This is a genomic window from Streptomyces sp. NPDC004752 (assembly GCF_053601275.1).
Genome location: NZ_JBSGBN010000067.1, coordinates 21,226 through 44,697 on the forward strand (window position 1 = coordinate 21,226; position 23,472 = coordinate 44,697).

Here is a 23,472-nt window from a genome sequence, read left to right on the forward strand (position 1 = left end):
TCGGGGGTGGACCCTGATGCCCAGCACCGGTGGCCGTGTGACCATCGAGGACATGCCGGAAGCCGCAGCAGCAGCGCCCACCGTCGAGCCACGGCCGCCGCGCAAGCTCTACCGCAGCGGCGACGGCCGCTGGCTCGGTGGCGTAGCGCGGGGGCTCGCCGGGCACCTCGGGCTGCCCGTGGTCTGGGTGCGGCTCGTCTTCGTCGGCCTGCTCATGGCCGACGGCCTCGGCGCACTGCTCTACGCCGCGTTCTGGTTCTTCGTCCCGCTCGGCGTCGGCGGCGTCGGCGGCCAGAAGCCGCCGTCCCTGGTCGGCACCGAGACCGCGCCGGACGGCCGCCGCAGGCTCGTGGCCCGCAAACCGGACAAGGGCCAAGGGGCCGCCCTGATCCTCATGGTCGTCGTGGCCATGGGTTTTGTGAGCACCGTCAACCTCGGCGGCGGGGCCAAGGCGTATCTCATACCCGCCGTCCTCGTCGCCGCGGGCGTCGCCCTCGTCTGGCGCCAGGCGGACAACGCCCGCCGGGCCCGGTGGGTCGAGGTCGGCAGCCGCCGCCGCACGCTCAGACTGCTGCGCGGCGGCGCCGGTGTGCTGCTCGTCACCGCCGGCGTCTCCGGGATCTTCGTCCTGCAAGGTTCCGCCGCCCACCTCGGCTCGGTCCTTCAGGCCGCGCTCGCCGTCCTCGTCGGCATCACGCTGCTCGCCGGCCCCTATCTGGTCCGCATGACCCAGGATCTGTCCGAGGAACGCCTGATGCGCATCCGCGCCCAGGAACGCGCCGAGGTCGCCGCGCACGTCCATGACTCGGTGCTGCACACCCTCACCCTGATCCAGCGCAACGCGGAGAACGCCGGCGAGGTGCGCCGCCTGGCCCGCGCCCAGGAACGCGATCTGCGCACCTGGCTGTACAAGCCGGAGGGCACCGGCAAGGACGAGGAGGACGAACCGACCACCCTCGCCGACGCGGTCCGGCGCAACGCCGCCGAGGTGGAGGACAAGCACGGCGTGCCCATCGAGGTCGTCGTGGTCGGCGACTGCCCGCTCGACGAGAGGACCGCGGCCCAGATGCAGGCCGCGCGCGAGGCGATGGTCAACGCGGCCAAGTACGGTGGCGAGGGCGGCGCCGTTCAGGTCTACGCCGAAGTGGAGGGCAGGAGGGTCTTTGTGTCCGTCCATGACCGCGGTCCGGGCTTCGATCTCGACTCGATACCCGCAGACCGCATGGGCGTCAGAGAATCGATCATCGGCCGCATGGAGCGCAACGGCGGCACGGCGCGACTGCGCGCGGTGCCGGGCGGCGGCACGGAGGTCGAGCTGGAGATGGAGAGGGCGGAGAAGACGTCATGAGCGACGCGACCGAGGCGAACGGTATGGCGGGGGCGGCGGAGCCGGCCGGGCGGGAGGGGTCTGCCGACGGCGCGGGTGAGCGCCGGGTACGCGTGGTCCTCGTGGACGACCACCGCATGTTCCGCACCGGCGTCCAGGCCGAGATCGGCCGGACCGAGCAGACCGGCGTCGAGGTCGTCGGCGAGGCGGCGGACGTGGACCAGGCGGTCACGGTGATCACCGCGACCCGGCCCGAGGTGGTGCTGCTCGACGTCCATCTGCCGGGCGGCGGCGGGGTCGAAGTACTGCGCCGCTGCGCCGCGTTGATGGCCGACCCGGAGCGGCCCGTGCGGTTCCTCGCGCTGTCCGTGTCGGACGCGGCGGAGGATGTGATCGGGGTGATCCGTGGCGGCGCCCGCGGCTATGTCACCAAGACGATCACCGGCACGGACCTGGTCGACTCCGTCTTCCGGGTCCAGGAGGGCGACGCGGTCTTCTCCCCGCGGCTGGCCGGTTTCGTCCTGGACGCCTTCGCCTCCACCGACGCCCCGCCGGTCGACGAGGACCTCGACCGGCTCACCCAGCGTGAACGGGAGGTGCTGCGCCTCATCGCCCGCGGCTATGCGTACAAGGAGATCGCCAAGCAGCTCTTCATCTCGGTGAAGACGGTCGAGTCCCATGTCTCGGCGGTGCTGCGCAAACTCCAACTGTCCAACCGCCACGAACTGACCCGCTGGGCGACAGCACGCCGACTGGTGTGACCGACCGGCGGAGCGCGCGACAGCGCGGCGAACCGACTGGATCAGCAACCGGGCTACGGGCCGATACGTAGCGCCAGCTCGAACCAGACCTCCTTGCCGATCCCGCACTGCCTCCGCTCCGCGCCCCAGTCGTCCGCCAGCACTGCCACCAGGGCGAGTCCCCGGCCCGACTCGTCCTCCAGAGACGCCGTGCCGGGCGTCGGGAGCGTGGCGTTCGCGTCGGTCACCGTCACGCTGATGCGGTCCGCGGTGACCACACACCGGACCCAGATCTCGCGGCCGGCCGGGACCTTCGCGTGACGGTACGCGTTCGTCATCAGCTCGCTCAGGAGAAGCTCCGCTGTGTCGGTCACGTCCTGCGGGAGCTGCCATGACTCCGCCTGTTCGCGGAACAGTGCGCGTGCCCTTCCCACGCTTCGGGCGTGACGAGGCAGGCGCCACTCGATGTCCTTGGGGGCGGTCGTCGTGGGCAGTGGGGGGTATGGGGACTGCATGCGCTGTTCATCCCTTGCGGCTGACATTTGGCGTTCGGCCAGCTCACGGTCCCTGTTGGCACGTAGCCTCGCGAGTAACGGCGCGGGTACGGCGGGTGGTTGTACCCGGCGTGGACCCGGCGGAGGTGTGCGTGTCGACCGAGGTGAACTCCCAGCCGCCGATCGCGTGGCGGTACTGCGGCAGCCAGATCAAGATGTGGCGCACGGAAGCGGGTGTCGGTCGTGAGGCGCTGGCCAAGGAGGCCGGTTACGACTACGAGTACGTCAAGTCGATGGAGAACGGGCGACGTCGGCCCACGTTGCGGTTGCTACAGATCGCCGATCAGGTGTGCGGGGCGGGTGGGAAGCTCGTCGCAGCGCAGGAGTATCTGAAGCCGGAGCCGTTTCCGACGTTCTCGCAGGACTTCATCCGGTACGAGTCCGAGGCCATCGCGCTGAGCTGGTACGAGCCCCTGCTCGTCCCTGGGCTCCTGCAGACCGAGGAGACCGCCCGCTCCCTACTCGAAGCCCACTGGCCGCCCCTGGATGACGAAACGGTCGAGGAGCGTGTGAAGGCCCGACTCAAGCGGCAGGATCTGCTGGCGAAGCAGACCAGATCCTTCAGCTTCGTTATCGGCGAATCTGCGCTGCGGAACAAGGTCGGAGGAACCGAAGTGCACTCCCGTCAGTTGAGCCACCTGTTGGCTGTAGCTGAGCAACGGAACGTGACTGTACAGGTGCTGCCGATTGTTGGTGCCCATCCAGGTCTCAACGGGCCACTCGTCTTGCTGGAGACGTCGGAGCACGAGCATCTGGGATACGAAGAAGGGCAGACGACTGGCGTGCTCTACTCGGCCCCGGATCGCGTCAGCGTCGCTACACAACGCCATGCAATGATCCTGCGGAAGGCGCTGAGCCTTTCGGACTCTGCGCGATTCATCGGCAAGGTGGCGGAGGGGCAATGAACAAGGACCTGCGATGGTTCAAGTCCAGCTACAGCGGCACTGAAGGCGGTGCCTGCCTCGAAGTAGCCCTCACCTGGCGCAAGTCCAGCTATAGCGACAGCCAGGGTGGCGCCTGCCTCGAAATAGCCCACGGCTGGAATAAGTCCAGCCATAGCGACAGTGAGGGCAGTAACTGCCTCGAAGTCGCCCTCGACTGGGGCAAGTCCAGCTACAGCGATGATCAGGGCGGCAACTGCGTCGAAGTCGCCCCCTGCCTCCACACCATCCACGTCCGGGACTCGAAGCTCGGCGCCCGGAGCCCCCGCTTTGCCGTCGCCGGAGGCGCCTGGACCGCGTTCGTCGCGTACGCCCGTACCGGCGCTTGAGCTTCGAGCGTCAAGGGTCAAGAGCCGAGCGCCGTTTGTGAGGAATGGGTGGTCGGGTTGAACCCACCACCCACCCTCCCTCGCGTCACGGGCACGTCTCGTCAAGCGCTCAACTGGCCGCCGTACCAGCCATCATGACTTTTCGTGACCGGCTTGCGACGCGCCGTCCTCACCCTCTAGCGTTCGCGACAACAAACAACCCCGGTCGGGTGTTAGCAGCACCCGCCGGGGTCTCACCTCAAGATCCATGGATTAGGACGATCTCGTGGCTTGTGAAAACTCTAGCGCCGCCCTGCCCGTTCCCGCACACCCCTCGGCCAGTCCCGGCTACGGAAAACGCACCGTCCCGGCCGAGCACGGCACCGCCTCCCGCGCCGCCGCCGACTTCTCGCACCTGCCCGCCCGTGAGGCATATATCGCCGCGTTCATCGAGCGGCTGCCCGACGGGGCCGCCATGGACATCAAGAGCCTGGCCAAGGTCTTGCCGCTCCACGGCCAACAGGCAGTCCGCAGCGCCCTCAACGCCCTGTCCCGCGCGGGGCACCTGCACCGTGCCCGTGGCCTGGCCGCCACCGGCGAGGGCGGCACCCGCTGGGTCTTCCGTACGTACTGGACCCGTATCGCCCGGGACGATGTCTGGTGGGCGACCTTCCTGGAACCCGATGCGGCCACGGACTGCACGTCCGCCCCGCCCGTCAATCCGGCGCCCGAGCACACCACCCCATCCACGGATGCCCCGGCCGTGAACACACCGACCGCGAACCCACCGGCCGAGCCCGCTCCCACCGAACCCCACACCCACACCCATACCGACACCGCCTACCGCGTCCTCGCCCGACTCGGCGGTCACGAACCCCGGCTCGCCCTGTCCGCCGCCGACTGTGAGGCCCTGGCCGGTCTCGTCATTCCCTGGCTGGAGCGCGGTGCGAGCACGGCCTCCCTCGTCCAGGCCCTGACCGGCGGGCTCCCCGACACCGTCCACGCCCCTCGCGGGTTCGTCGCCCGGCGGCTGCGGGACAAGCTGCCGCCCGCACCCGTCGTCGTACCGGAGAACGACCCTGACGAGTCCGAGTCCGAGTCCGAGTCCGAGACCGAGCCCGGCACGGCGCGCTCCCGTCGGCTCATGCCGGAGTGCACCGAGTGCGGCGTCCCAGGACGCCCCGCGGCCTTCGTCGGCGGGCTGTGCCGGGGCTGCCGAACCGCCACGCAGGACGCGCAACCTCCCTCGGTACCTGCCGCGCACGCGCCGAAGCCCGGTGTGGCAACGATCCGTCAGGCCGCCGTCACCCGCGCACGCGATGCCCTCGCCGCCCAAGAAGGCGTCACCCCACCCGGGTCGCCCCAGCGAACGGCATCTGGTCGATCGGGGCCAGGCGTACCGGCGCGGACGGGTTCGGGGCGTGGATCATCTGCCCGTTGCCCACGTAGATGCCGACGTGACTGACGCCTGAGTAGAAGAACACCAGGTCGCCTGGGAGGAGTTGGGCGCGGGAGACATGCCGACCGGCGCCGATCTGGGCGTAGCTCGTGCGGGGCAGGGAGATACCCGCCGAGCGGTAGGCGGCCTGGACGAGGCCCGAGCAGTCGAAGGCGTTCGGGCCCGTCGCGCCCCACACATACGGGCTGCCCAGCTTCCCGTAGGCGTACGCCACGGCCGCCGCCGCGCGGGAGCCGGGCGCCGCGACCGGAACCGCGCCCGGCAGGGCGGCGCGCCCGTCCTCCGGGACGGCGCGCGAGGCGTGGCCGCCCCCGCCGCCGGCCGTGACCCGGGCCCGCTCCGGCGGGGACAGACGGTTCAGGAGCCGCCGGGCCGAGCCCAGCTTCTCCGTGATCGTCGCCTTGCGCCGCTTCAGCTCGGTCTGCCGGGACCGCAGCGACCTCAGCTCGACGCGGGCGGCGCCGCGCAGCCGCTCGATCTCCCGTAGCTGCCCGCGTACGCGGGCCACCGCCGCCGACTGGCGGTCGCCGGCCCGCTCGGCGAACGCGGTCCCCGCCAGGAACTGGTCCGGGTTGTCGGAGAGCGCCAGTTGGACGGCGGGGGCGAGGCCGCCGCTGCGGTACTGCGCCGCCGCGATCGAACCGAGCGCGTCCCGTGCCGAGGCGAGCCGGTCCTGCCTGCGGGCCGTCTCGTCCTGGAGGGCCGCCAGCCGTCGCTGAGCCGCGTCCGCCTTCTCCTTCGCCCCGTTGAACTGCTCGGTGGCGACCTCCGCCTCCTGGTACAGCCTCTCGACCTTCGCCTTGACCTCGGCCGGTGTCGGCTGCGGCACGGCATGCCCGGTCCCGTCGAGGACGGTCGCGGTCGCCGCGCCCGCCAGGGCCAGGGTGGCGGCCGTCCGGGCCGTGTTGCCGCCGAGCGGGCGGTGCCGGGGCTTGCGGTGCGCTGCCACCTCGACCGTCACGTCCTTTCCTGAGCGCGGTTGCCGCGTCCGGCGCTGGGGCCGGTCGCTGGTGGAGGACGCTAGAGCCGATAGTGACGAGTCGGTAACGGAATGTACGGAACTGGCGGGAGCGGAGCGGCTGGTGACCGTAGGTGACCGTGATGTCGGTGCGGAGCCGCTGACTTCGCGTGGCGAACTGACCGAAGCGGCCTTTTTGGGGTGTGCGTGGCCCCGGGGTGCTATAGGGCGCGTTCACCTGGGGGGCCGGGGGCGTCGGTCCCGGTGCCCGGGATTAGGCTCCGGGGCCATGGACGTACTCATCCATCTCTTCGTCGGCCTGCACATCATCGGCATCGCCTGCCTCCTCGGCGGCTTCCTCACCCAGATGAAGGCGATGGGCCAGGGCACCGCCCGCTTCGTCCCCGCCATGCTGCACGGCGCGCTGACCATGCTGGTCACCGGAGCGATCCTGGTCGGCCTCAACCAGGCCGACGACCACCACGTCAACAACATCAAGATCGGCGTGAAGCTGGCCCTGCTGATCGTGATCCTCGGGCTCGTCTATGTGAAGCGGGACGAGGAGCGGGTCGACAAGAGCCTGTTCGGCGCGGTGGGCCTGCTGACCACGGCGAACATCTTCATCGCCGTGCTGTGGACGTGACGTAGTTGTGCTGTGGACATGACGTACGGGAACGTCAGGTGCGTCCCGCGGCCCTGATCCCGGCGCGCGCCGTCACGACCGCGCCCGCGGCCACGGCCAGCCAGGCCGCGACGGCGACCCACAGCAGCACATGCCCGAGGCCCTGTGGCCACGATGTCCCCAGGGCCGCCGACACGGACAGCGCGGCCGCCGCCGTCATCCCCATCGGGAACACCGTCGACCAGCGGCGCACGTCGTAGCGCGGACGGGGCCGGACCACCTCCGCGATCACCAGGACGACGGAGCAGGCCAGGTCGAGGACGAGCAGCAGCACGGTCACGGTGTGCAGGACGTCCCGGTCGTCCTCGTTCCACAGGTACAGGGCCGGGCTGTCGGCGGCGATCAGCCTCGCCCCCGCCAGCGCCGAGATGGCGAGCGCGCCGGCCAGGATCCAGTGGTCCCCGGCCCCCTTGAGCAGCTGCCGGGCGTCGAACCGGGCCAGCGCGACCGGATAGAGCGCCAGCCCCAGCCAGAACAGCACCAGCGCCGTCTGCGCGAGCCACGCCGTCGCCTCCGCGGCGGCCAGGGTCGCGCCGAGCACGGCGAGCCCCTGGGTGGCCACGCAGATCAGGAACACCGACCCGGGCATGCGGGGCCGCAGATTCCGTCCGACGAGGAACAGCAGCACCGGCCAGAGCACGGCGGCCAGGGCGAGCAGCGCCTCGGCGAGGGTGTGCAGGCCGAGCACGGAGATACGGGTGCCCAGCACCGTCGTCGCGGCCACGGCGGTAAGCGCGCCGGGCGTCTTCGCCTCGGCCAGCCACCGCTCCCGGTTGCGGAGCATGCCCGTGACGAAGTCCATGGCGAGCGTCGGCCAGGCCACACAGCTCAGCGCCAGGGCGATCAGGGACAGGATCTCGTACCCGGCCAGGTGCAGACCCAGCGAGACGACGCCGGTCGCCATCACGGCGGCCCCGGCTGCCGGCGGACGCTGCGCCCACCAGGCGCGGACGGCTGAGGAGCCGGGCATGCGCCCGATGCTGACGGGTGAGGTGCCGGGCATGCGCCCGATGCTAGTGCCCCAACAGGCAACGTTCGCCCCGTCACGACGCCCGGCACGCTCCCCCGAGCTCTTCGAGCAGGGGGCACCCCCACTCGCCGCACCGGGCACAAGCCCAAGTACGTCCAGTACGAGGGCCTGCACCCGGCACGCCGAGAGAACGCTCCCCCAAGCTCTCGGCTCCGCTTGAGCAGGGGGGACCCCCACGACGCCGCTCCTCAACGGGCAAACGTTGCCTGCCGGGGCACCAGGCAGCGCCGGGCGCACCGACGGCGTGGCACGCGCGCGTACGCCCCATCTCGTTGATTTGTCCGCGTGCTCTTCTCATTGCCGTTCATTACCGTGTCCGGTTCCTGGCGGTGGTCAGTCCGCCGAGGTGGCCCGAGAGACGACAAGACAGCCGGCACGAGCACCCCCGAACGACGTCACACCAGGACCCTGACCTGCCTTCAAGAGGGCGGCAGCTCAGTGTTGAGCCTGTCGGCAGGCACTCGCTCGATGCGGGTCCAGCCCCTCCAGCCACGCTCCTTCAGAATCGCCAACACCAGTTCGGCGCCCGGTGCGGACTCAAGCATGGTTGAGTCCATCAGGGCGACGAACCGATCGTCGAAGCCTTCGGTCCCCGCCTCGCCGGCCTCCACGGCACGAATCATCAGGCGCTCCAGGATGTCGGCGATCTCGACGATCCGTGGATCGCCGGCCAGCCAGTCGGGCTCCCCGGTGAAGAAGCTGTAGAGCCTCACCATGTCGGGGTCGTCCAGCTCCTTGTGCTTCTTGGCAATCACGGAGTCGATCAGATCCGGCACCTGCGCGGCGATCATGATCCAGGCATCCCGCTCCAGCTCGATGTACCGCTCCCCGACGCCGAGACCGCGCAGCCGGTCGATGTAGTCCACGACGCTCTGCGGGAGCGCCAGGTGCTCTCCGGCGGCGAGCCGGGCGAGTCGGCTGCGGGTGTCCTGCAGCCGCCGGATCTCGGCGCGCAGATGCTTGTCGATCTCCTGGACGCCGCCGGTGAACTCCTCCGGACCGGCGTCGAGGAGTTCCTGCACCCTGGCCAGCGGCACGCCGGCATCGGCCAGGGTGCGGATCCGGATCAGTCGTACGATTGCGGCGGCATCGTAGGTCCGGTACCCGGACCGGTCGCGCTCGGGCTCGGGCAGCAGCCCGATCTTGTGGTAGTGGCGTACCGCCCTTACCGTCACCCCGGCGTACGCCGCCAGCCGGCTGATGGTGAGCATGGGTCTCAGCCTGCCTCGTCAGGTGATCTTCCGGCGATAGGCGGCCATCGCGAAGACGTACGCCACGACGAGGATGCCGACGCACCAGGCGAGGGCGGTCCAGATGTCGTCACCGATCGGCCGCTGGGCGAACAGGTCGCGGATCGTGTTGACGATCGACGTCACCGGCTGATGCTCGGCGAACCAGCGCACCGGGCCGGGCATGGTCTTCGTCGGCACGAACGCCGAGCTGACGAACGGCAGAAAGATGAGCGGGTAGGCGAACGCGCCCGCTCCCTCGACCGACGACGCGGAGAGCCCGGGAATCACGGCGAGCCAGGTCAGCGCCAGGGTGAACAAGAGCAGGATGCCGGCGACGGCGAGCCAGGCCGACACTCCTGCCCCTGAGCGGAAGCCCATGAGAAGCGCAACGCCCACGACGATCACGAGCGAGATCAGGTTGGCGACCAGAGAGGTGAAGACATGTGCCCACAGCACACCCGACCGTGCGATCGGCATGGACTGGAATCGCTCGAAGATCCCGCTTTTCATGTCGGTGAACAGCCGGTACGCGGTGTAGGAGATGCCCGAGGCGATGGTGATGAGCAGGATGCCGGGCAGCATGTAGTTCACATACGAAACCGACCCCGTGTCGATCGCGCCGCCGAACACATAGACGAACATCAGCATCATGGCGACCGGCGTGATGACGGTCGTGATGATGGTGTCCACGCTGCGCGTGACATGGCGCAGGGTCCGCCCCGTGAGAACAGCAGTGTCGCTGAAGAAGTACGCGGTCATCCTTGTCCCCTAGCTGTTCGTCCTGATGGCGTCGCTTTTGTCGTCGCCGCCGATGATTGCGAGGAAGATCTCCTCCAGGGTCGGCTGCTTCTCGACGTACTCGACGGTGGCGGGCGGGAAGAGCTGCTTGAGCTCGGCGAGGGTGCCGTTCACGATGATCCGCCCCTGGTGGAGGATCGCGATCCGGTCGGCCAACTGCTCGGCCTCGTCCAGATACTGCGTGGTGAGCAGCACCGTCGTTCCATGGCCGGCGAGATCCTTGACCGCATCCCACACCTCGATGCGTGCCTCGGGGTCGAGCCCGGCCGTCGGCTCGTCCAGGAAGATCACCGACGGATTTCCGATGAGGCTCATCGCGATGTCCAGCCGGCGGCGCATCCCACCCGAATACGTGGACACCTTCCGCGTGCCGGCGTCGGTCAGTGAGAAACGCCTCAGCAGGTCATCCGCGATCGCGCCCGGGTCCTTGAGGTGGCGCAGCCTGGCGACGAGTACGAGGTTCTCCCGACCGCTGAGGATCTCGTCGACGGCCGCGAACTGCCCGGTGAGGCTGATGGACTCCCGCACATTCGCCGGTTGCATGGCGACGTCGAAGCCATGGACGCCGGCTGTCCCCGCGTCGGCCTTCAGGAGTGTGGCGAGGATCCTCACGGTCGTGGTCTTGCCCGCCCCGTTGGAGCCGAGCAGGGCGAAGATGTTGCCCCGCGCCACGTCGAAGTCCACGCCGCGCAGCACTTCGAGCTTCCCGTACGACTTCTCCAGACCCCGCACGCGAATCGCCGGACCGGCGATCGATTGGGTCACCATGGTCATCTGCCTCCTTCGCGGAGCTTCCCGGTCGACTGTGAGGAAGCTCCTGCCGGAAGGATGGAGGGTTGACCCAGCGTCAAGGTCAAGCCAGCCCCGACCACGGCATCCCAGCAGGCTCCTGACCTGCCACTGCACGATGGCGGCAGCTCATTGGCCAAGGACAATTACCCTCAAATGAGAGGCTTATGCAGACCTTGTCATGGGGCTGTCCGGCCGTGAGGAACTCGCCGGCAACGTCTTCGGCGGCGTTTCGTATCCGGCGAGGCAGAGTCTGAGGCGGCACTGGTCTTCGGCTTCGACGAACACCTGCTGTCCCCAGTAAGCAGTGAGGCGATGCGCGACATCGACGAGCCGACGGCGGTCTTCCGGCGTGTAGGCCGGGAAACTCACCCAGCCTTGGTCGGCGATCTTGTTGCCAAGTTCACTGAACCACACATCCCGGACGCGCTGCTCTTCCTCGTCGGTCAGCGGTGTGACAGTGCCCTCCGCAGACCGTAACCGGACATTGTAAAGATCTCGTATCACCGTGCGGCTCGCAATCTGCTCAAGGTCTGTTTTTGGGAGCCTACCGACCCGCGTCTGACAACACCTCCTGACCCGACGGGAGTTGAAAGTTCCACTGTCTTCGCAGATCAGTGCGACGAACCGCGATTCCCTAGGACGGGACACTCTGAGTGGCCGAGAGTCACTCTACGGAGCGATTCTCAGCGAGCTGTCGCAGACGGCAAGTTGACGACAGATCGCTGAGAATCCGACAGATCCAAAGCGGCCCTACAACCGGGTCAGGCCGGCCGTACCACGCTGTGGATGATCGAATCTCCGGCGTAGTAGATCGACTCCGTGCGGACGTAGGCGCCCGGCTTCGGGGCGTGGATCATCATGCCGTTGCCGATGTAGAGGCCGACGTGGCTGATGTCGTCGTAGAAGAAGACCAGGTCACCGGGCTGGGCGTTGGCGAGGGAGACCGTGGTGCCGGACTCGACCTGGCTGTAGGTGGTGCGCGGCAGGGTGACGCCCGCGGCCTTCCAGGCGGCCTGGGTGAGTCCCGAGCAGTCGTAGGAGCCGGGTCCGGTGGCACCCCAGACGTACGGCTTGCCGATCTGTGCGCGGGCGAACGCGATCGCCTTCTCGGCCTTGGTGGCGTACGAGGAAGACGACGAAGAGGAAGACGACGACGAAGAGGAGGAAGACGATGAAGACGAAGACGACGATGAAGAGGAAGTGGACGACGAGGACGATGACGAGTCCGTGGAGTTCGACGCGTCGCTCTTCTGCTGTGCCGCCTCCTGTGCCGCCTGCTTCTTGGCCAGCTCGGCCGCCTTCCGCGCGGCCTCCTCCTGCTTGCGCTTCTCGATCTCCGCGAGCCGCGCCTTCTCCTCGGCCGTCAGCTCGGACAGCAACTGGCGCGCGGTGGAGAGCTTCTTCTGGACGGTGGTCTTGGCGGTCTTCAGCTCGTCCTGCGACTCGGTGAGAGTCTCCAGGCTCTTCGTGGCCTCCCGCCGCTTCTTCATCGTCGCCGACTGCTCGGTGACATAGTCGTCGACCGCGGTCTTCTGGCGCGAGGTCAGCCGGCCCATCAGCTGGGTCTGGTCGAAGTAGTCCTGCGGGGTGTCCGCGAGCAGGAAGGTGGCGGTGTCGGGGGTGGTGGACCCGGTCCGGTACTGCGCGGCGGCGAACGTGCCCAGTTCCTCACGGGCCTTGTTGAGCCGCTCCGTACGCTGGGCGACATCGTCCAGGAGGGTGTCGACGCGCTTGCGCTGCTTGCCGGACTTCTCCTTGGCCGCGTTGTACTTCTCGGTTGCCGACTCGGCCTGCCGATACAGGTCGTCGACCTTCTTCTGCACCTCCTCCACGCTCGGCCGGTCGCCGTCGGGAGTGGGGGCTGCGTACGCCGTCTGGGAGAGCAGGGCCACGGAGGTGAGGGCGGCGGTGGCCAGGGCGGGGGTGCGTATGCCGGTACGTATGCCGGCCGCGCGGGTACCCGCGGAGCGCGACTTGCGATGCGACGCCAAGGGAGGCGACTCCTTCCGTCTTCCGCCTACCGAGTTAGCTGTCGGGTTCGGGCGGGTGGTTCGGAAGGGTTGCCCTACGGCCGTTCCCCGCGAGGGAGTTGGGCCGATTCACCCCAAGTCGGTGTGGGTCCCCGGCTCCGTGCGCCACGGGAGGCGCGCCGGACTCGGCGGAGGCCGTACGGCCCGGCGACGTTCGCCGGTGGGGGTCGTACGACCTGACCGGAACGGTAGCCAACTCCTGTGGCGCCTGTGAAGGTTGATGGGTGATATGCCCGATACATTTTCGTGACCTGATGGTGGATTCCGTGTGAGTGACAGGATGATTCCGCACGGTGAGCGGCTTGTCCGGCATGTGGTCAGCATGTGGTCGGCATGTGGTCGGCCTGGGCCCGGCATGTGCCCGGCCTGCGGCCGGAGCGGGACCCGCCGAGGGAACCGGGTCATGTTCTCGGGGTGGCGGCGGGTTGTCGGTGGTGCGGCCTAGACTCGGAGAGCGATGAGCAGCCTCTTTGACGACAGCTTCCTGGCGGACCTCCAGGCCCCCCGTGGGCAGGAGGGGGAGCCCCCGCCGCCGCCCGAGGACGATCACGCTCCGGAGCCGGTTCCGGACGATCTGTTCGGCGGGAAGTTCGACCTGCCCCCGGACAGGGACGCTTACTACGGGGACGGCGCTCCACGGCCGGTCATCGACCCGGCCGCGCTTCTGCACGGGTTGAACGACAACCAGCGTGCCGCCGTCGTGCACTCCGGCTCCCCGCTGCTCATCGTGGCCGGCGCCGGCTCCGGCAAGACCCGCGTGCTCACGCACCGCATCGCCCATCTGTTGGCGGAGCGCAAGGTGCACCCGGGGCAGATCCTCGCGATCACCTTCACCAACAAGGCCGCGGGCGAGATGAAGGAGCGCGTCGAGCAGCTCGTCGGCCCGCGCGCCCACGCGATGTGGGTGATGACCTTCCACAGCGCGTGCGTGCGCATCCTGCGCCGCGAAAGCAAGCGCCTCGGCTTCACCTCGTCCTTCTCGATCTACGACGCCGCCGACTCCAAGCGCCTGATGGCCCTGGTCTGCCGTGACCTGGACCTCGACCCCAAGCGCTTCCCGCCCAAGTCCTTCAGCGCCAAGATCAGCAACCTGAAGAACGAGCTGATCGACGAGGAGGACTTCGCCGCCCGGGCGAGCGAGGGATTCGACAAGACCCTCGCCCAGGCGTACGCGCTCTACCAGTCGCGGCTGCGCGAGGCGAACGCCCTCGACTTCGACGACCTGATCATGACGACGGTCAATCTGCTGCGCGCGTTCCCGGACGTCGCGGAGCACTACCGCCGCCGTTTCCGCCATGTGCTCGTGGACGAGTACCAGGACACCAACCACGCGCAGTACGCGCTGGTGCGCGAACTCGTCGGCACCGCCGAGCACCCGGTGGACGTGGCGCCGGCCGAGCACGCCCTGCCGCCCGCCGAACTGTGCGTCGTGGGCGACGCCGACCAGTCGATCTACGCCTTCCGTGGCGCGACCATCCGCAACATCCTCCAGTTCGAGGAGGACTACCCGGACGCGACGACGATCCTGTTGGAGCAGAACTACCGCTCCACGCAGACGATCCTGTCCGCCGCCAACGCCGTCATCGAGCGCAACGAGTCCCGCCGCCCCAAGAACCTGTGGACCAACGCGGGCGCGGGCGCCACCATCACCGGGTATGTCGCGGACACCGAGCACGACGAGGCGCAGTTCGTCGCCGACGAGATAGACCGGCTGACCGACGCGGGCGAGGCGAAGTCCGGCGACGTCGCCGTGTTCTACCGCACCAACGCCCAGTCCCGTGTCTTCGAAGAGGTCTTCATCCGCGTCGGCCTGCCCTACAAGGTCGTCGGTGGCGTCCGCTTCTACGAACGCAAGGAGGTCCGGGACGTCCTCGCCTACCTGCGGGTGCTGGCCAACCCGGAGGACTCGGTCCCGCTGCGCCGCATCCTGAACGTGCCCAAGCGCGGCATCGGCGAGCGCGCCGAGGCGATGATCGACGCGCTCGCGCAGCGCGAGAAGATCGGCTTCTCACAGGCGCTGCGCCGCGTGGACGAGGCATACGGCATGGCCGCGCGGTCCACCAACGCCGTCAAGCGGTTCAACGTGCTGATGGAGGAGCTGCGTACGATCGTCGAGTCCAGCGCGGGCCCGGCGACCGTCCTGGAGGCGGTGCTCGAACGCACCGGCTACCTCGCCGAGTTGCAGGCATCGACCGACCCGCAGGACGAGACCCGGATCGAGAACCTCCAGGAACTCGCGTCCGTGGCCCTGGAGTTCGAGCAGGAGCGCGGCGCGGGCGAGGCGGCCGCGGGGAGCACGCTCGCCGACTTCCTGGAGCAGGTCGCGCTGGTCGCCGACTCCGACCAGATCCCGGACGGGGAGGAGGGCGACGGCGTCATCACCCTGATGACCCTGCACACCGCCAAGGGCCTGGAGTTCCCGGTGGTCTTCCTGACCGGCATGGAGGACGGCGTCTTCCCGCATATGCGCGCCCTCGGCCAGACCAAGGAGCTGGAGGAGGAGCGGCGCCTGGCATACGTCGGCATCACGCGCGCGCGGGAGCGGCTGTACCTCACGCGGTCGGCGATGCGCAGCGCCTGGGGCCAGCCCTCGTACAACCCGCCCTCGCGGTTCCTGGAGGAGATCCCGGCCGCCCACATGGAGTGGAAGCGGACGGGAGCCCCGGCGCCCGTGTCGTCCGGGCCGACGTCCGGCATCGCGGCCTCGCTGTCCTCGTCCCGCTCCCGTTCGTCCGCGGCGGGCGCGTCCGGGTTCGCCACGCGCAGGACGTCGGAGAAGCCGGTGGTCGCCCTGGCCGTCGGCGACCGGGTCACGCACGACCAGTTCGGACTCGGCACGGTCGTCGCGGTGGCGGGCACGGGGGACAAGGCGCAGGCGACCATCGACTTCGGAGACGCTAAGCCCAAGCGGCTGCTGCTGCGGTATGCGCCGGTGGAGAAGCTGTAGCCGGTGAGCCGGGCCGGGCCTCTGCCGTTCGGGCGGGGGCGGTGGGGCGACGGTCGGCTCACGGGCCGTTGGGCCGGTGGGGCTTACGTCGGGCGGTGGGGCTTACGTCGGGCTGAGTCCGTGGCTGCGCAGCCACGGCAGCGGGTCGATCGCCGAACCGCCGGCCGGGCGCACCTCGAAGTGCAGGTGCGGGCCGGTGGAGTTGCCGGAGTTCCCGGAGTACGCGATCGGCTGCCCGGCCTTGACCGACGTACCGGAGACGACCCGATAGCTGGAGAGATGGCAGTACCAGGTCTCCGTGCCGTCCTTCGCCGTCACGATCATCATGTTGCCGTAGGCGCTGTTCCACTCCGTGCGGACGGTGCCGTCCGTCGCGGCCATCACCGTCGTGCCGTACGACACGGGAAAGTCGATACCGGTGTGCACGGACATCCAGTTCACACCGGCCTGGCCGAAGTAGGCGCTGAGCCCGTGCTGGGCGACCGGGAGCGCGAACTTGGGGCGCAGCCGCTCCTTGAGCGCCGCCTCGGCCACCGCCTTCTTCCGATCGGCGTCCTGCTGGGCCTTGAGGTCGATACGCTCCTGCGTCCGGCTGGCCCGGTCGGCGAAGTCGTCGGCGCCGGCGGAGAGGCTTTCGAGCTGGCTGTCCAGCTTGTTGTTGACGGTGGATGGTTTCACCGGCGTCGTGTCCGAGGCGGAGGCGGTCGTGTCCGTGCCGTCGTCCGTCAGACCGCCCACGGAAGCGGCGGCGATCCCGGCGACCCCCATCACACAGGCCGAGGGCACCGCGATGGTCAGCAGCGCGGAACGCTTGGCGGGCGGGCGGCGGCGGGAGCGACCCGCGGCACGCGAGCCCGCGCGCGAGACGGACGCCGGGGTGACCTCTTCCTGGTCGTCGAGCAGCGGCATCGCCATGGGCAGTTCACCGGTGCCGGCCAACTCGCCCTCTTCCGGGGCGGGTTCCTCATAGGCGGCGTTCGCGTCGCCCTCGTATCCGTCGTCCTCGTATCCGGCTTCGTCGAATCCGGCCTCGTCGTATCCGGCTTTGTCGTACGCGGTCTCCGCGTAGGGGTTCGCCTCGTGCGAGGGGTGCGCGAACGTGCCGGTCGCCCGCTGCTCGAAGGGCTCGGCCCGCTGCTCGGACTCGGCGCCGTCGGAGTTCCACCGGGTGGCGTCGTACGCGCCGGTGTCGAAGACCTGGGTGCCCCACTCCCACTGCTGGGTCGGGTCGGCACCGCCGTGCTGGTCGGCCTGGAGCCAGGCACCGGCGTCCCACTGACCGCTGGTGTCGGGCGATGAGCCCTGCTGCGGCAAGGTCCACGCCGTGGTGTCGTAGGCGCCGCTGTCGTAGACGGCCTGGTGCTGCGCCGCGTACGGGTCGTGGTTCAGGGTGTGATGGGCGCCCGTCGACCAGTGCGTGGTGTCGTGTCCGCCGGTGGCCCCGGCCCCTTGGGGGAGGTTGCCGAAGAGGGGGTCGGCCTCGAAGGTCGCGGTGGCCTGCGCGCCCGGCGGAAACCCGCCGGCGTCGTAGCCGCCGTATGTGGTGAAGTCGCCGTACTGGGTTTCCTGTCCGCCGTACGACGCGTAGTGCGCCGAGGTGGCTTCGGAAGCCGGAGCCGGGGTGGTCATGGTCCCCGACGGGTGACGGTCGTTCACCAACTTCTCTTTCGCCTCGACAACAGGGGCTGGCAGAGCAGTGCGGCGACTGTACCCGGCGGTACGCGGGCGCGACAATCTTCTGCTGGTTTCGCGTTCGCAGGAAACGGGCATTCGGCCGTGTTTCGGGGGACCACGGACACGAGTTTGGTCTTGTGTTCGAGAAATGTTCGAAGCGAGCGGGGGTCGGTCCCGTGCATGCGCCCGCGGTAGGTCGTGCGGTCCCGTCCTTCGGCGTGGTTCTGCGAGCCGGTCGTGCGGGGGCGGCCATTCAGGTGTTACGGACCTCCGGACCCGGCCGCCGCCCGCTCTCCGCTCTCCGTCCTGCCCTCTGTGTCCTGTGTCCGGCGTCCGGCGTCCTGCGCCCTCCGCCCTCCGCTCTCAGGCGACGGTCAGTCCGGACGGGTCCGAGACAACACCCGTATCCGTCGGTCCGGCGTCGAGCACCTGTCGGATGCGGGCGGCGACCGCCGGATGCACCGGCAGCGCGAGATGCCCGATCCCGGTCACCGGCACGTTCTCCGCCAGCAGGTCGGGATGGTCGAGGCAGGCGCTCTCCAGTGGGTCCATCACCGAGTCGAGGTCGCTCCAGAAGCTGACGAACCGCGTACGGCAGCCGGGCGCGGGCAAGGCCAGCTCCTCGATCACGTCCGAACCGGGACGCATCTGGCGCACGATCGGGTGGGCGTTCGCGAACGGCACGGCCCGGGTGCCGGAGTGCGGGGTGCCCAGCGTCACCAGGGTGCGGATCCGGCTGTCACCGCCCAGGCGCTGTACGTAGTAGCGCGCGATCAGCCCGCCGAGACTGTGCCCCACGATGTCCACCTGCGGACTGCCGGTGCGCTCGCAGATCTCCTCGATGTGCTTGCCGAGCAGTTCGGCCGCGGTGCGTATGTCGCAGGTCAACGGAGAGTAGTTGAGCGATTGCACGCACTGCCTGCCCTGCTGGGCCAGGTTGCGGCGCAGCAGGACGAAAACCGATCGGTTGTCGATGAAGCCGTGCAGCAGCACGACCGGGAGTTCGGGCCGGGCGGGCAGTCGTGCGGCCCCGTCCGGCGGGGACGGGGCCTGCGAGCGGCGTTCCTGGATGATGCCGGTCGGATAGAGGAGGAGGTGTCCCGCGAGGATCGTGACCTCAAGGGCGGTCGCCTTGAGGAGGGTCACGGAGAGTCCCGCCAGTCGGCCCGGCAGGAGGAGCTGGTAGAGCGGACGAAGGGGCTGCACTGCCCTGGTGACCATCATGGCCGACCTCCTGTCGGCACACAGGAGACGTCTCTGTTCCCCATGTGCCCTTATGGGAAGCCGTGCGCAGGGTGATCGTGGGTGCGTGCCGTGCACGCCGCGTGCCTTTCGTGTCCCTGCGGACCACGCTGCGGCTCCCGAACATGTCCCATTGTGTGATTTCCCCCTCGGTCGCCGCAATAAAACTGCCGGTTGCGGGATGCTGGGGATAACGCCCGTTCACTTCGCGGCCGGTGGCGGACCACGCGGACTGTGCGGTACTTGTCGGTACGGATGGATCCAACGGATGGATCTAATCGCTTCATGGAGGCAGTGATGGGTGTGACAGCCGGTCCGATCCGCGTGGTGGTCGCCAAGCCGGGGCTCGACGGTCATGACCGTGGGGCCAAGGTCATCGCGCGAGCGCTGCGCGACGCCGGCATGGAGGTCATCTACACCGGGCTCCACCAGACGCCGGAGCAGATCGTCGACACGGCGATCCAGGAGGACGCCGACGCGATCGGCCTGTCCATCCTCTCCGGTGCGCACAACACCCTGTTCGCGGCCGTCATCGACCTCCTCAAGGAGCGCGACGCCGAGGACATCCTGGTCTTCGGCGGCGGCATCATTCCCGAGGCGGACATCGCGCCGCTCAAGGAGAAGGGCGTCGCGGAGATCTTCACCCCGGGCGCGACCACGGCGTCGATCGTGGACTGGGTACGGGAGAACGTGCGGCAACCGGCCGCTTCCGGCGGCTGAAGCCGGGCCGCTTCCGCGGTCTCGGCCACTTTGAATTTTTCACCCGTTTCGGCTCTTTCGGCTCTTTCAGCTCCTTCGACTCTTTCGGTTCTCGGCTTCTTGGGTCACTGCGGCACTTGAGTCGGTGCTGCGGCGGGGGTGGCCCCAACGCCCGGTACTGCGGCGCGAGAAGACCTGGCACCCGGTGCCGCAGCACAGGAGCTGCGGGCACTCGGTGCCGTGGCAGGTGCGTTCTGGCACCCCGTGTCGCGGTGCGGGAGTTCCTGACATCGGGTGCCGCCCCGCCAGGGGGCAAGGCGACCGGGGTTGGCGCGACGGCTGCGTGCCCGGCACACCGCTGACCGCCGCCGCCCGGCGTCGAACCGGACCATCCCCGAGACGCCGCGTTCCCGGGACAGGCCACAGCTCGGTCTGCCTTGCCGCACGTCTGACGGCGGGAGCTGTTCGGCCTGCGTCGTCGCTTGCCCCGGGTCGGGTGTTGCTCGGCCCGGATGCTGTCGCCTCCCCCGGATCTGGTGCTGTTCGGCCCGGATGCTGTCGCTTCCCTGGGGCCTGGTGCTGTTCCGCTCGGAGTGCTGTGGTGCTGAGGCAAGCTGCCGTTCGGTCCGTCTTGCCGCGTGTCTGACGCGGGCGCCGTCAGCCCCGCACCGTCGCCTCGCCGAGTCGGGTGCTGTTCGTCCCGGGCGGCGGCGGTGCCGAGGCAGGCACTCGTTCGGTTCGTCTCGCCGGGGCCCCGAGGGAGGGTGTTGCCCAGCCCGTGCAGCGGAGGCGTCGTGTTCCTCCTGTGGCCTCGGGCAGGAGCAGCCCCCTCGGGCGGCTCAGGCGTCGGCCGGCGTGAGTTCACGGGTCATGTCGGCGCGCAGCCGCAAGGTGGTCATGAGTCGCTGAAACGCCTCCGCCCAGTAGCCACCGGCGCCCGGCGAGGCGTCCTCCCGCTCGTCCGGTACCGCCAGCAACCCGTCCAGCCGCGAGGTCTCCGCGGGAGCCAGACACCGCTCGGCGAGCCCCATCACCCCGCTGAAGCTCCAGGGATAACTCCCCGCGTCCCGGGCTATGTTGAGCGCGTCCAGCACCGCCCGTCCGAGTGGCGCCGCCCAGGGCACGGCGCACACCCCGAGCAGTTGGAACGCCTCGGACAAGCCGTGCGTCTCGATGAACCCGGCCACCCAGTCGGCCCGTTCCGCGGCGCCGAGCGTGCCCAGCAGCATGGCCCGCGCGGCGAGGGACACCGCTCCGGGCCCGCCCGCCTCGGGCGCGGGGGGCGTCCCGAGCAGCGCCCGGGACCACTCCGGATCCCGCTGCCGCACCGCCGCCCGGCTCCAGGCCGCGTGCAACTCGCCCTGCCAGTCGTCCCTCACCGGCAGCGCCACGATCTCCCGAGGCGTCAGCCCGCCGAGTCGCCGCGGCCATGTCCCGAGCGGCGCCGCCTCCACCAACTGGCCGAGCCACCAGGACCGTTCACCTCGCCCCGCGGGGGGCTTGGCCACGACGCCGTCTCGCTCCATCGCCGCGTCGCACTCAAGCGGCGCCCGCACCGCGATGGTCGGCGCGCCGCGCGTGTGGTCGACCGCCACACAAGCCTCGGCCCGGACTGCCATGCGCGCCGCCAGCGCCGAACCAGGCAGCGCGGACAGCGACTCGGCCGCCAACGCCCGCACATTGCGGCTGCGGTCGGCCAACGCACGCTCCAGGAACGGCTCGTCGTCGGCGGACAGCCCCGAACGCAGCGAGTCGAGGAACATCAGCCGGTCCTCCGCGCGCTCGGTCGCCCACGTCGCCGCCAGCAACTCGCGTGCCACCGCGGGCCGGGTCGCGCGGAGCGCGGCGAGCAGGGCGACCCGCTCGGCGAACAGGCCCTCCTCCCACAGCCGTTGCACCCCGTCGGCGTCGTCGAGTTCCGGCAGCGCCGCGCCGCCGCCCGGTGTCGCGCGCAGGGCGAACCGCCAGTCCGGGTTCAGCCGGGCCAGCCACAGCCCCCGCGGCCCCGCGAACGCGAGCGCCGCCGGGCGCAGGTCCGTGCGCCCCCGGGCCGCGTCCAGCAGCGCGGGCAGTGTCTCCGGCGGCGCGGCGTAGCCGTACGCGTTCGCCGCCGCCAGCCACTGGGGCAGCAGCTCCATCAGGTCCGGCGAGGCGCCCCGGCGACTACCGCCCGTGCCGGGACGGTCGGTCAGCAGCAGGGAGAGCCGTCGGGCCGCGGCGGCGGGCAGGGCGGGACGCGGATCGTCGGCGGCCGTCGCCGGGGGCCGGGCCGCCATGGCCGGACGCAGCCCGGCCCGCCGCCGTACGGTCTCCACGGCGGCCGCGTCCAGCAGCGCCACCGGTGCCGCACGGCCCGGCGCGCCCCCGGCGGGCGGGCGCCGGTCGGTGCCGAGCAGCGCCGTGGTGACGAGGTCCTCCCAGGTGCCGGCGGTGTCCTTGGCGGGCGTGGGGTTCCTGGCGTCGGGGGTGTCCTTGGCGGGCGTGGGGTTCCTGACGTCGGCGGTGTCCCCGGCGGCAGCGGTGTCCCTGGCGTCCGTGCTGTCCGCGGCGTCCGTGCTGTCCCTTGCGGCCCTGGTGTCCGTGGTGTCCGTGGTGTTCGGCGGAGCGGTTGTTCCCTGCACCGCAGTGCTCCTCCCGTTCATACGACTCCTTCTGGTCGGGTCTCCCGTGGTCTCCGGTCGGTTCAGCACAGCGTCACCGCCTCCCCGGCACCCTCCGGCCAGGCCGTCAGCGGGGTGAAGCCCCGGTGGCCGCACTCGCCGAACACCTTGACCGGGGCGCCGCCGGACAGGGCGACCAGCCGCCACAGCCCGGGCCGGGAGCGGGCGGCCGGGGTCAACGGCAGCGCCCCGGCCCCGTCGGCGTCCGCCAGCTGCCAGGAGTCGCCGTCCGGCGTGGGGACGACCCGGTCCAGCGTCACCGGCACCGCGTCCAGCCACGGGTCGTCCCGCAGCGTCTCGTCGTACCGGGCGATCGCCTGCGCCGTCGTCTCGCCCGAGGGCCGTATCGCCGCCGGGGCGGGCGGAGCGAACCGCTCCCCGAGCGCCGCCCGCGGCTGTCCGGCGCCGGGATAGACGGACAGCTCCGCCTCCAGGGCCAGCCCGACCGGCAGGGCCTGTTCGGGGGCTCGGCCCGCCGCGCCGTAGGAGAGAAGCAGGCAGACACGGCCCGACTTCTCGCCGTACAGCCAGATGCGACGCGTCGTCAGCTTGGCGTCCGCCGTGTCGTACTGGGCGAGGACCAGCCAGCGGTCGCGTATCGCCGGGCCGTCCGGCGCCGCGGGCAGGCCGACACGGGCACGGACCGTCGCCGCGAGGCCGTCCGGCAGCCGGTCCCGGCGTAGCCAGCCCTGGTCGAGCAGGTGCAGCAGCGCGCACTCCTCCAGCAGCCGCACCGGCCAGCCCGGACCGGATGCGGGAATCGCGCCCAACTCCCGCACCCGCGCCGCCAGTCCAGGAGCCTGCGCGTCGACCATGCGGGCCGCCGTCTCCTCCCACAGGCCGTAACCCGCCTGTTCCGCCGAGGCCAGGCCGCCGCGCAACAGGTCGGCCAGACGCTGCTCCAGCTCCATCGCGCCCGCGGTGACCCGCTCGGCCCGGCGCTCCGCCCGGCGCCGCGCCGCCTCGGGATCACCGGCTCCGGCGGCGGAACCGCCTGCGGCCGACGGCGGCTTGTCCTGCGCGCGCTTCTTCCGCGCCGCCGTCCACTGCTCCGCCCAGTCCGGTGCCTGCCCCGTCGGCACCGCGGCATCCCCGCCCGCCCAGAGCAGCAGCAGGCCGAGCGCGTGCTTGCACGGGAACTTGCGGCTCGGACAACTGCACTTGTACGCGGGGCCGGACGCGTCCGCGACGTCCACCACCGTCTGATACGGCTTGCTGCCACTGCCCTTGCACAGTCCCCACACCGTCCCCTCGTCGGAACTCCCCGCCTCGGACCACGGCCCGGCCGCACCGAGTTTGCTTCCCGCTTTGCGTGACGCTGCGTCAGGCGCCAGTGCCAGCACCTGGTCAGTAGTCCAGCGCACCCCCTGCTGAGTCATGCCATCGAAGGTAGATCCTC

General features: G+C 70.2%; 18 protein-coding genes and 1 riboswitch. Of the genes, 7 read left to right on the top strand and 11 right to left on the bottom strand.

The window, feature by feature from the left end; all coding sequences use genetic code 11:
* Positions 1-16: 16 nt before the first annotated feature.
* Together ACWEKM_RS26020 and ACWEKM_RS26025 are read left to right on the top strand one after the other, a co-directional pair.
* Positions 17-1,348 carry an ATP-binding protein gene (locus ACWEKM_RS26020; RefSeq protein ID WP_451623642.1) on the top strand — a complete coding sequence of 444 codons (1,332 nt, stop codon included), beginning with the start codon at positions 17-19 and terminating at the stop codon, positions 1,346-1,348.
* The gene (locus tag ACWEKM_RS26025; RefSeq protein WP_451623643.1) at positions 1,345-2,088 is read left to right on the top strand and encodes a LuxR C-terminal-related transcriptional regulator; all 744 of its coding nucleotides are present in this window, start codon (positions 1,345-1,347) and stop codon (positions 2,086-2,088) included. Before ACWEKM_RS26020 ends, ACWEKM_RS26025 begins: the two co-directional genes overlap by 4 nt.
* A gap of 53 nt (positions 2,089-2,141) precedes the next feature.
* Here the strand turns inward: ACWEKM_RS26025 and ACWEKM_RS26030 are convergent, their stop codons facing one another.
* On the bottom strand, positions 2,142-2,582 hold the full coding sequence (locus ACWEKM_RS26030) for an ATP-binding protein (RefSeq protein WP_451623644.1): 441 nt from the start codon (positions 2,580-2,582) through the stop codon (positions 2,142-2,144).
* 131 nt (positions 2,583-2,713) lie between these two features.
* Here ACWEKM_RS26030 and ACWEKM_RS26035 point away from each other — a divergent pair, with 131 nt between their 5' ends.
* The gene (locus ACWEKM_RS26035) at positions 2,714-3,526 is read left to right on the top strand and encodes a helix-turn-helix domain-containing protein (RefSeq protein WP_451623645.1); all 813 of its coding nucleotides are present in this window, start codon (positions 2,714-2,716) and stop codon (positions 3,524-3,526) included.
* The gene (locus tag ACWEKM_RS26040) at positions 3,523-3,891 is read left to right on the top strand and encodes a DUF397 domain-containing protein (protein WP_451623646.1); all 369 of its coding nucleotides are present in this window, start codon (positions 3,523-3,525) and stop codon (positions 3,889-3,891) included. The genes ACWEKM_RS26035 and ACWEKM_RS26040 overlap by 4 nt, the downstream gene beginning before the upstream one ends.
* A 1,322-nt stretch (positions 3,892-5,213) precedes the next feature.
* Here the strand turns inward: ACWEKM_RS26040 and ACWEKM_RS26045 are convergent.
* A complete protein-coding gene (locus ACWEKM_RS26045; RefSeq protein WP_451623664.1) occupies positions 5,214-6,278 on the bottom strand; it encodes an NlpC/P60 family protein in 1,065 nt (354 codons plus the stop codon).
* 298 nt (positions 6,279-6,576) lie between these two features.
* On the opposite strand from ACWEKM_RS26045, the gene ACWEKM_RS26050 reads away from it, so the two are divergent.
* Entirely contained in the window at positions 6,577-6,930 is a 354-nt protein-coding gene (locus tag ACWEKM_RS26050; RefSeq protein WP_451623647.1) for a hypothetical protein, read from the top strand.
* A gap of 34 nt (positions 6,931-6,964) precedes the next feature.
* Here the strand turns inward: ACWEKM_RS26050 and ACWEKM_RS26055 are convergent, their stop codons facing one another.
* The 5 genes from ACWEKM_RS26055 to ACWEKM_RS26075 all read right to left on the bottom strand — a co-directional run bounded on the left by ACWEKM_RS26055 (position 6,965) and on the right by ACWEKM_RS26075 (position 12,812).
* Positions 6,965-7,972 (bottom strand): tellurite resistance/C4-dicarboxylate transporter family protein, encoded by a 1,008-nt coding sequence (locus ACWEKM_RS26055; RefSeq protein WP_451623648.1) that lies wholly within the window; start codon positions 7,970-7,972, stop codon positions 6,965-6,967.
* 446 nt (positions 7,973-8,418) lie between these two features.
* A complete protein-coding gene (locus tag ACWEKM_RS26060) occupies positions 8,419-9,210 on the bottom strand; it encodes a helix-turn-helix domain-containing protein (RefSeq protein WP_451623649.1) in 792 nt (263 codons plus the stop codon).
* 18 nt (positions 9,211-9,228) lie between these two features.
* On the bottom strand, positions 9,229-9,990 hold the full coding sequence (locus ACWEKM_RS26065; RefSeq protein ID WP_451623650.1) for an ABC transporter permease: 762 nt from the start codon (positions 9,988-9,990) through the stop codon (positions 9,229-9,231).
* A 9-nt stretch (positions 9,991-9,999) separates the two neighbouring features.
* Entirely contained in the window at positions 10,000-10,797 is a 798-nt protein-coding gene (locus tag ACWEKM_RS26070; protein WP_451623651.1) for an ABC transporter ATP-binding protein, read from the bottom strand.
* A 785-nt stretch (positions 10,798-11,582) separates the two neighbouring features.
* The gene (locus ACWEKM_RS26075; RefSeq protein ID WP_451623652.1) at positions 11,583-12,812 is read right to left on the bottom strand and encodes an NlpC/P60 family protein; all 1,230 of its coding nucleotides are present in this window, start codon (positions 12,810-12,812) and stop codon (positions 11,583-11,585) included.
* An 8-nt stretch (positions 12,813-12,820) separates the two neighbouring features.
* Positions 12,821-12,992, bottom strand: a riboswitch (cyclic di-AMP (ydaO/yuaA leader).
* 316 nt (positions 12,993-13,308) lie between these two features.
* Between ACWEKM_RS26075 and pcrA the strand changes: the two genes are divergently transcribed.
* Positions 13,309-15,798: a DNA helicase PcrA gene (pcrA, locus tag ACWEKM_RS26080; RefSeq protein ID WP_451623653.1), complete on the top strand. Its 2,490-nt coding sequence runs from the start codon at positions 13,309-13,311 to the stop codon at positions 15,796-15,798.
* A 102-nt stretch (positions 15,799-15,900) separates the two neighbouring features.
* On the opposite strand, the gene ACWEKM_RS26085 is transcribed toward pcrA, so the two are convergent.
* Both ACWEKM_RS26085 and ACWEKM_RS26090 read right to left on the bottom strand, forming a co-directional pair.
* The gene (locus ACWEKM_RS26085; protein WP_451623654.1) at positions 15,901-17,454 is read right to left on the bottom strand and encodes a M23 family metallopeptidase; all 1,554 of its coding nucleotides are present in this window, start codon (positions 17,452-17,454) and stop codon (positions 15,901-15,903) included.
* 381 nt (positions 17,455-17,835) lie between these two features.
* Positions 17,836-18,696 (bottom strand): esterase/lipase family protein, encoded by an 861-nt coding sequence (locus ACWEKM_RS26090; RefSeq protein WP_451623655.1) that lies wholly within the window; start codon positions 18,694-18,696, stop codon positions 17,836-17,838.
* Between the two features lie 315 nt (positions 18,697-19,011).
* On the opposite strand from ACWEKM_RS26090, the gene ACWEKM_RS26095 reads away from it, so the two are divergent.
* Positions 19,012-19,434: a cobalamin B12-binding domain-containing protein gene (locus ACWEKM_RS26095; protein WP_351743576.1), complete on the top strand. Its 423-nt coding sequence runs from the start codon at positions 19,012-19,014 to the stop codon at positions 19,432-19,434.
* Positions 19,435-20,252: 818 nt separating this feature from the next.
* Here ACWEKM_RS26095 and ACWEKM_RS26100 read toward each other — a convergent pair.
* Complete coding sequence (locus ACWEKM_RS26100; RefSeq protein ID WP_451623656.1) at positions 20,253-22,055, bottom strand: DUF5691 domain-containing protein; 1,803 nt, start codon at positions 22,053-22,055, stop codon at positions 20,253-20,255.
* Positions 22,056-22,096: 41 nt separating this feature from the next.
* Positions 22,097-23,452, bottom strand: coding sequence for an SWIM zinc finger family protein (locus ACWEKM_RS26105; RefSeq protein ID WP_451623657.1), 1,356 nt, complete (start codon positions 23,450-23,452; stop codon positions 22,097-22,099).
* Positions 23,453-23,472 lie beyond the last annotated feature (20 nt).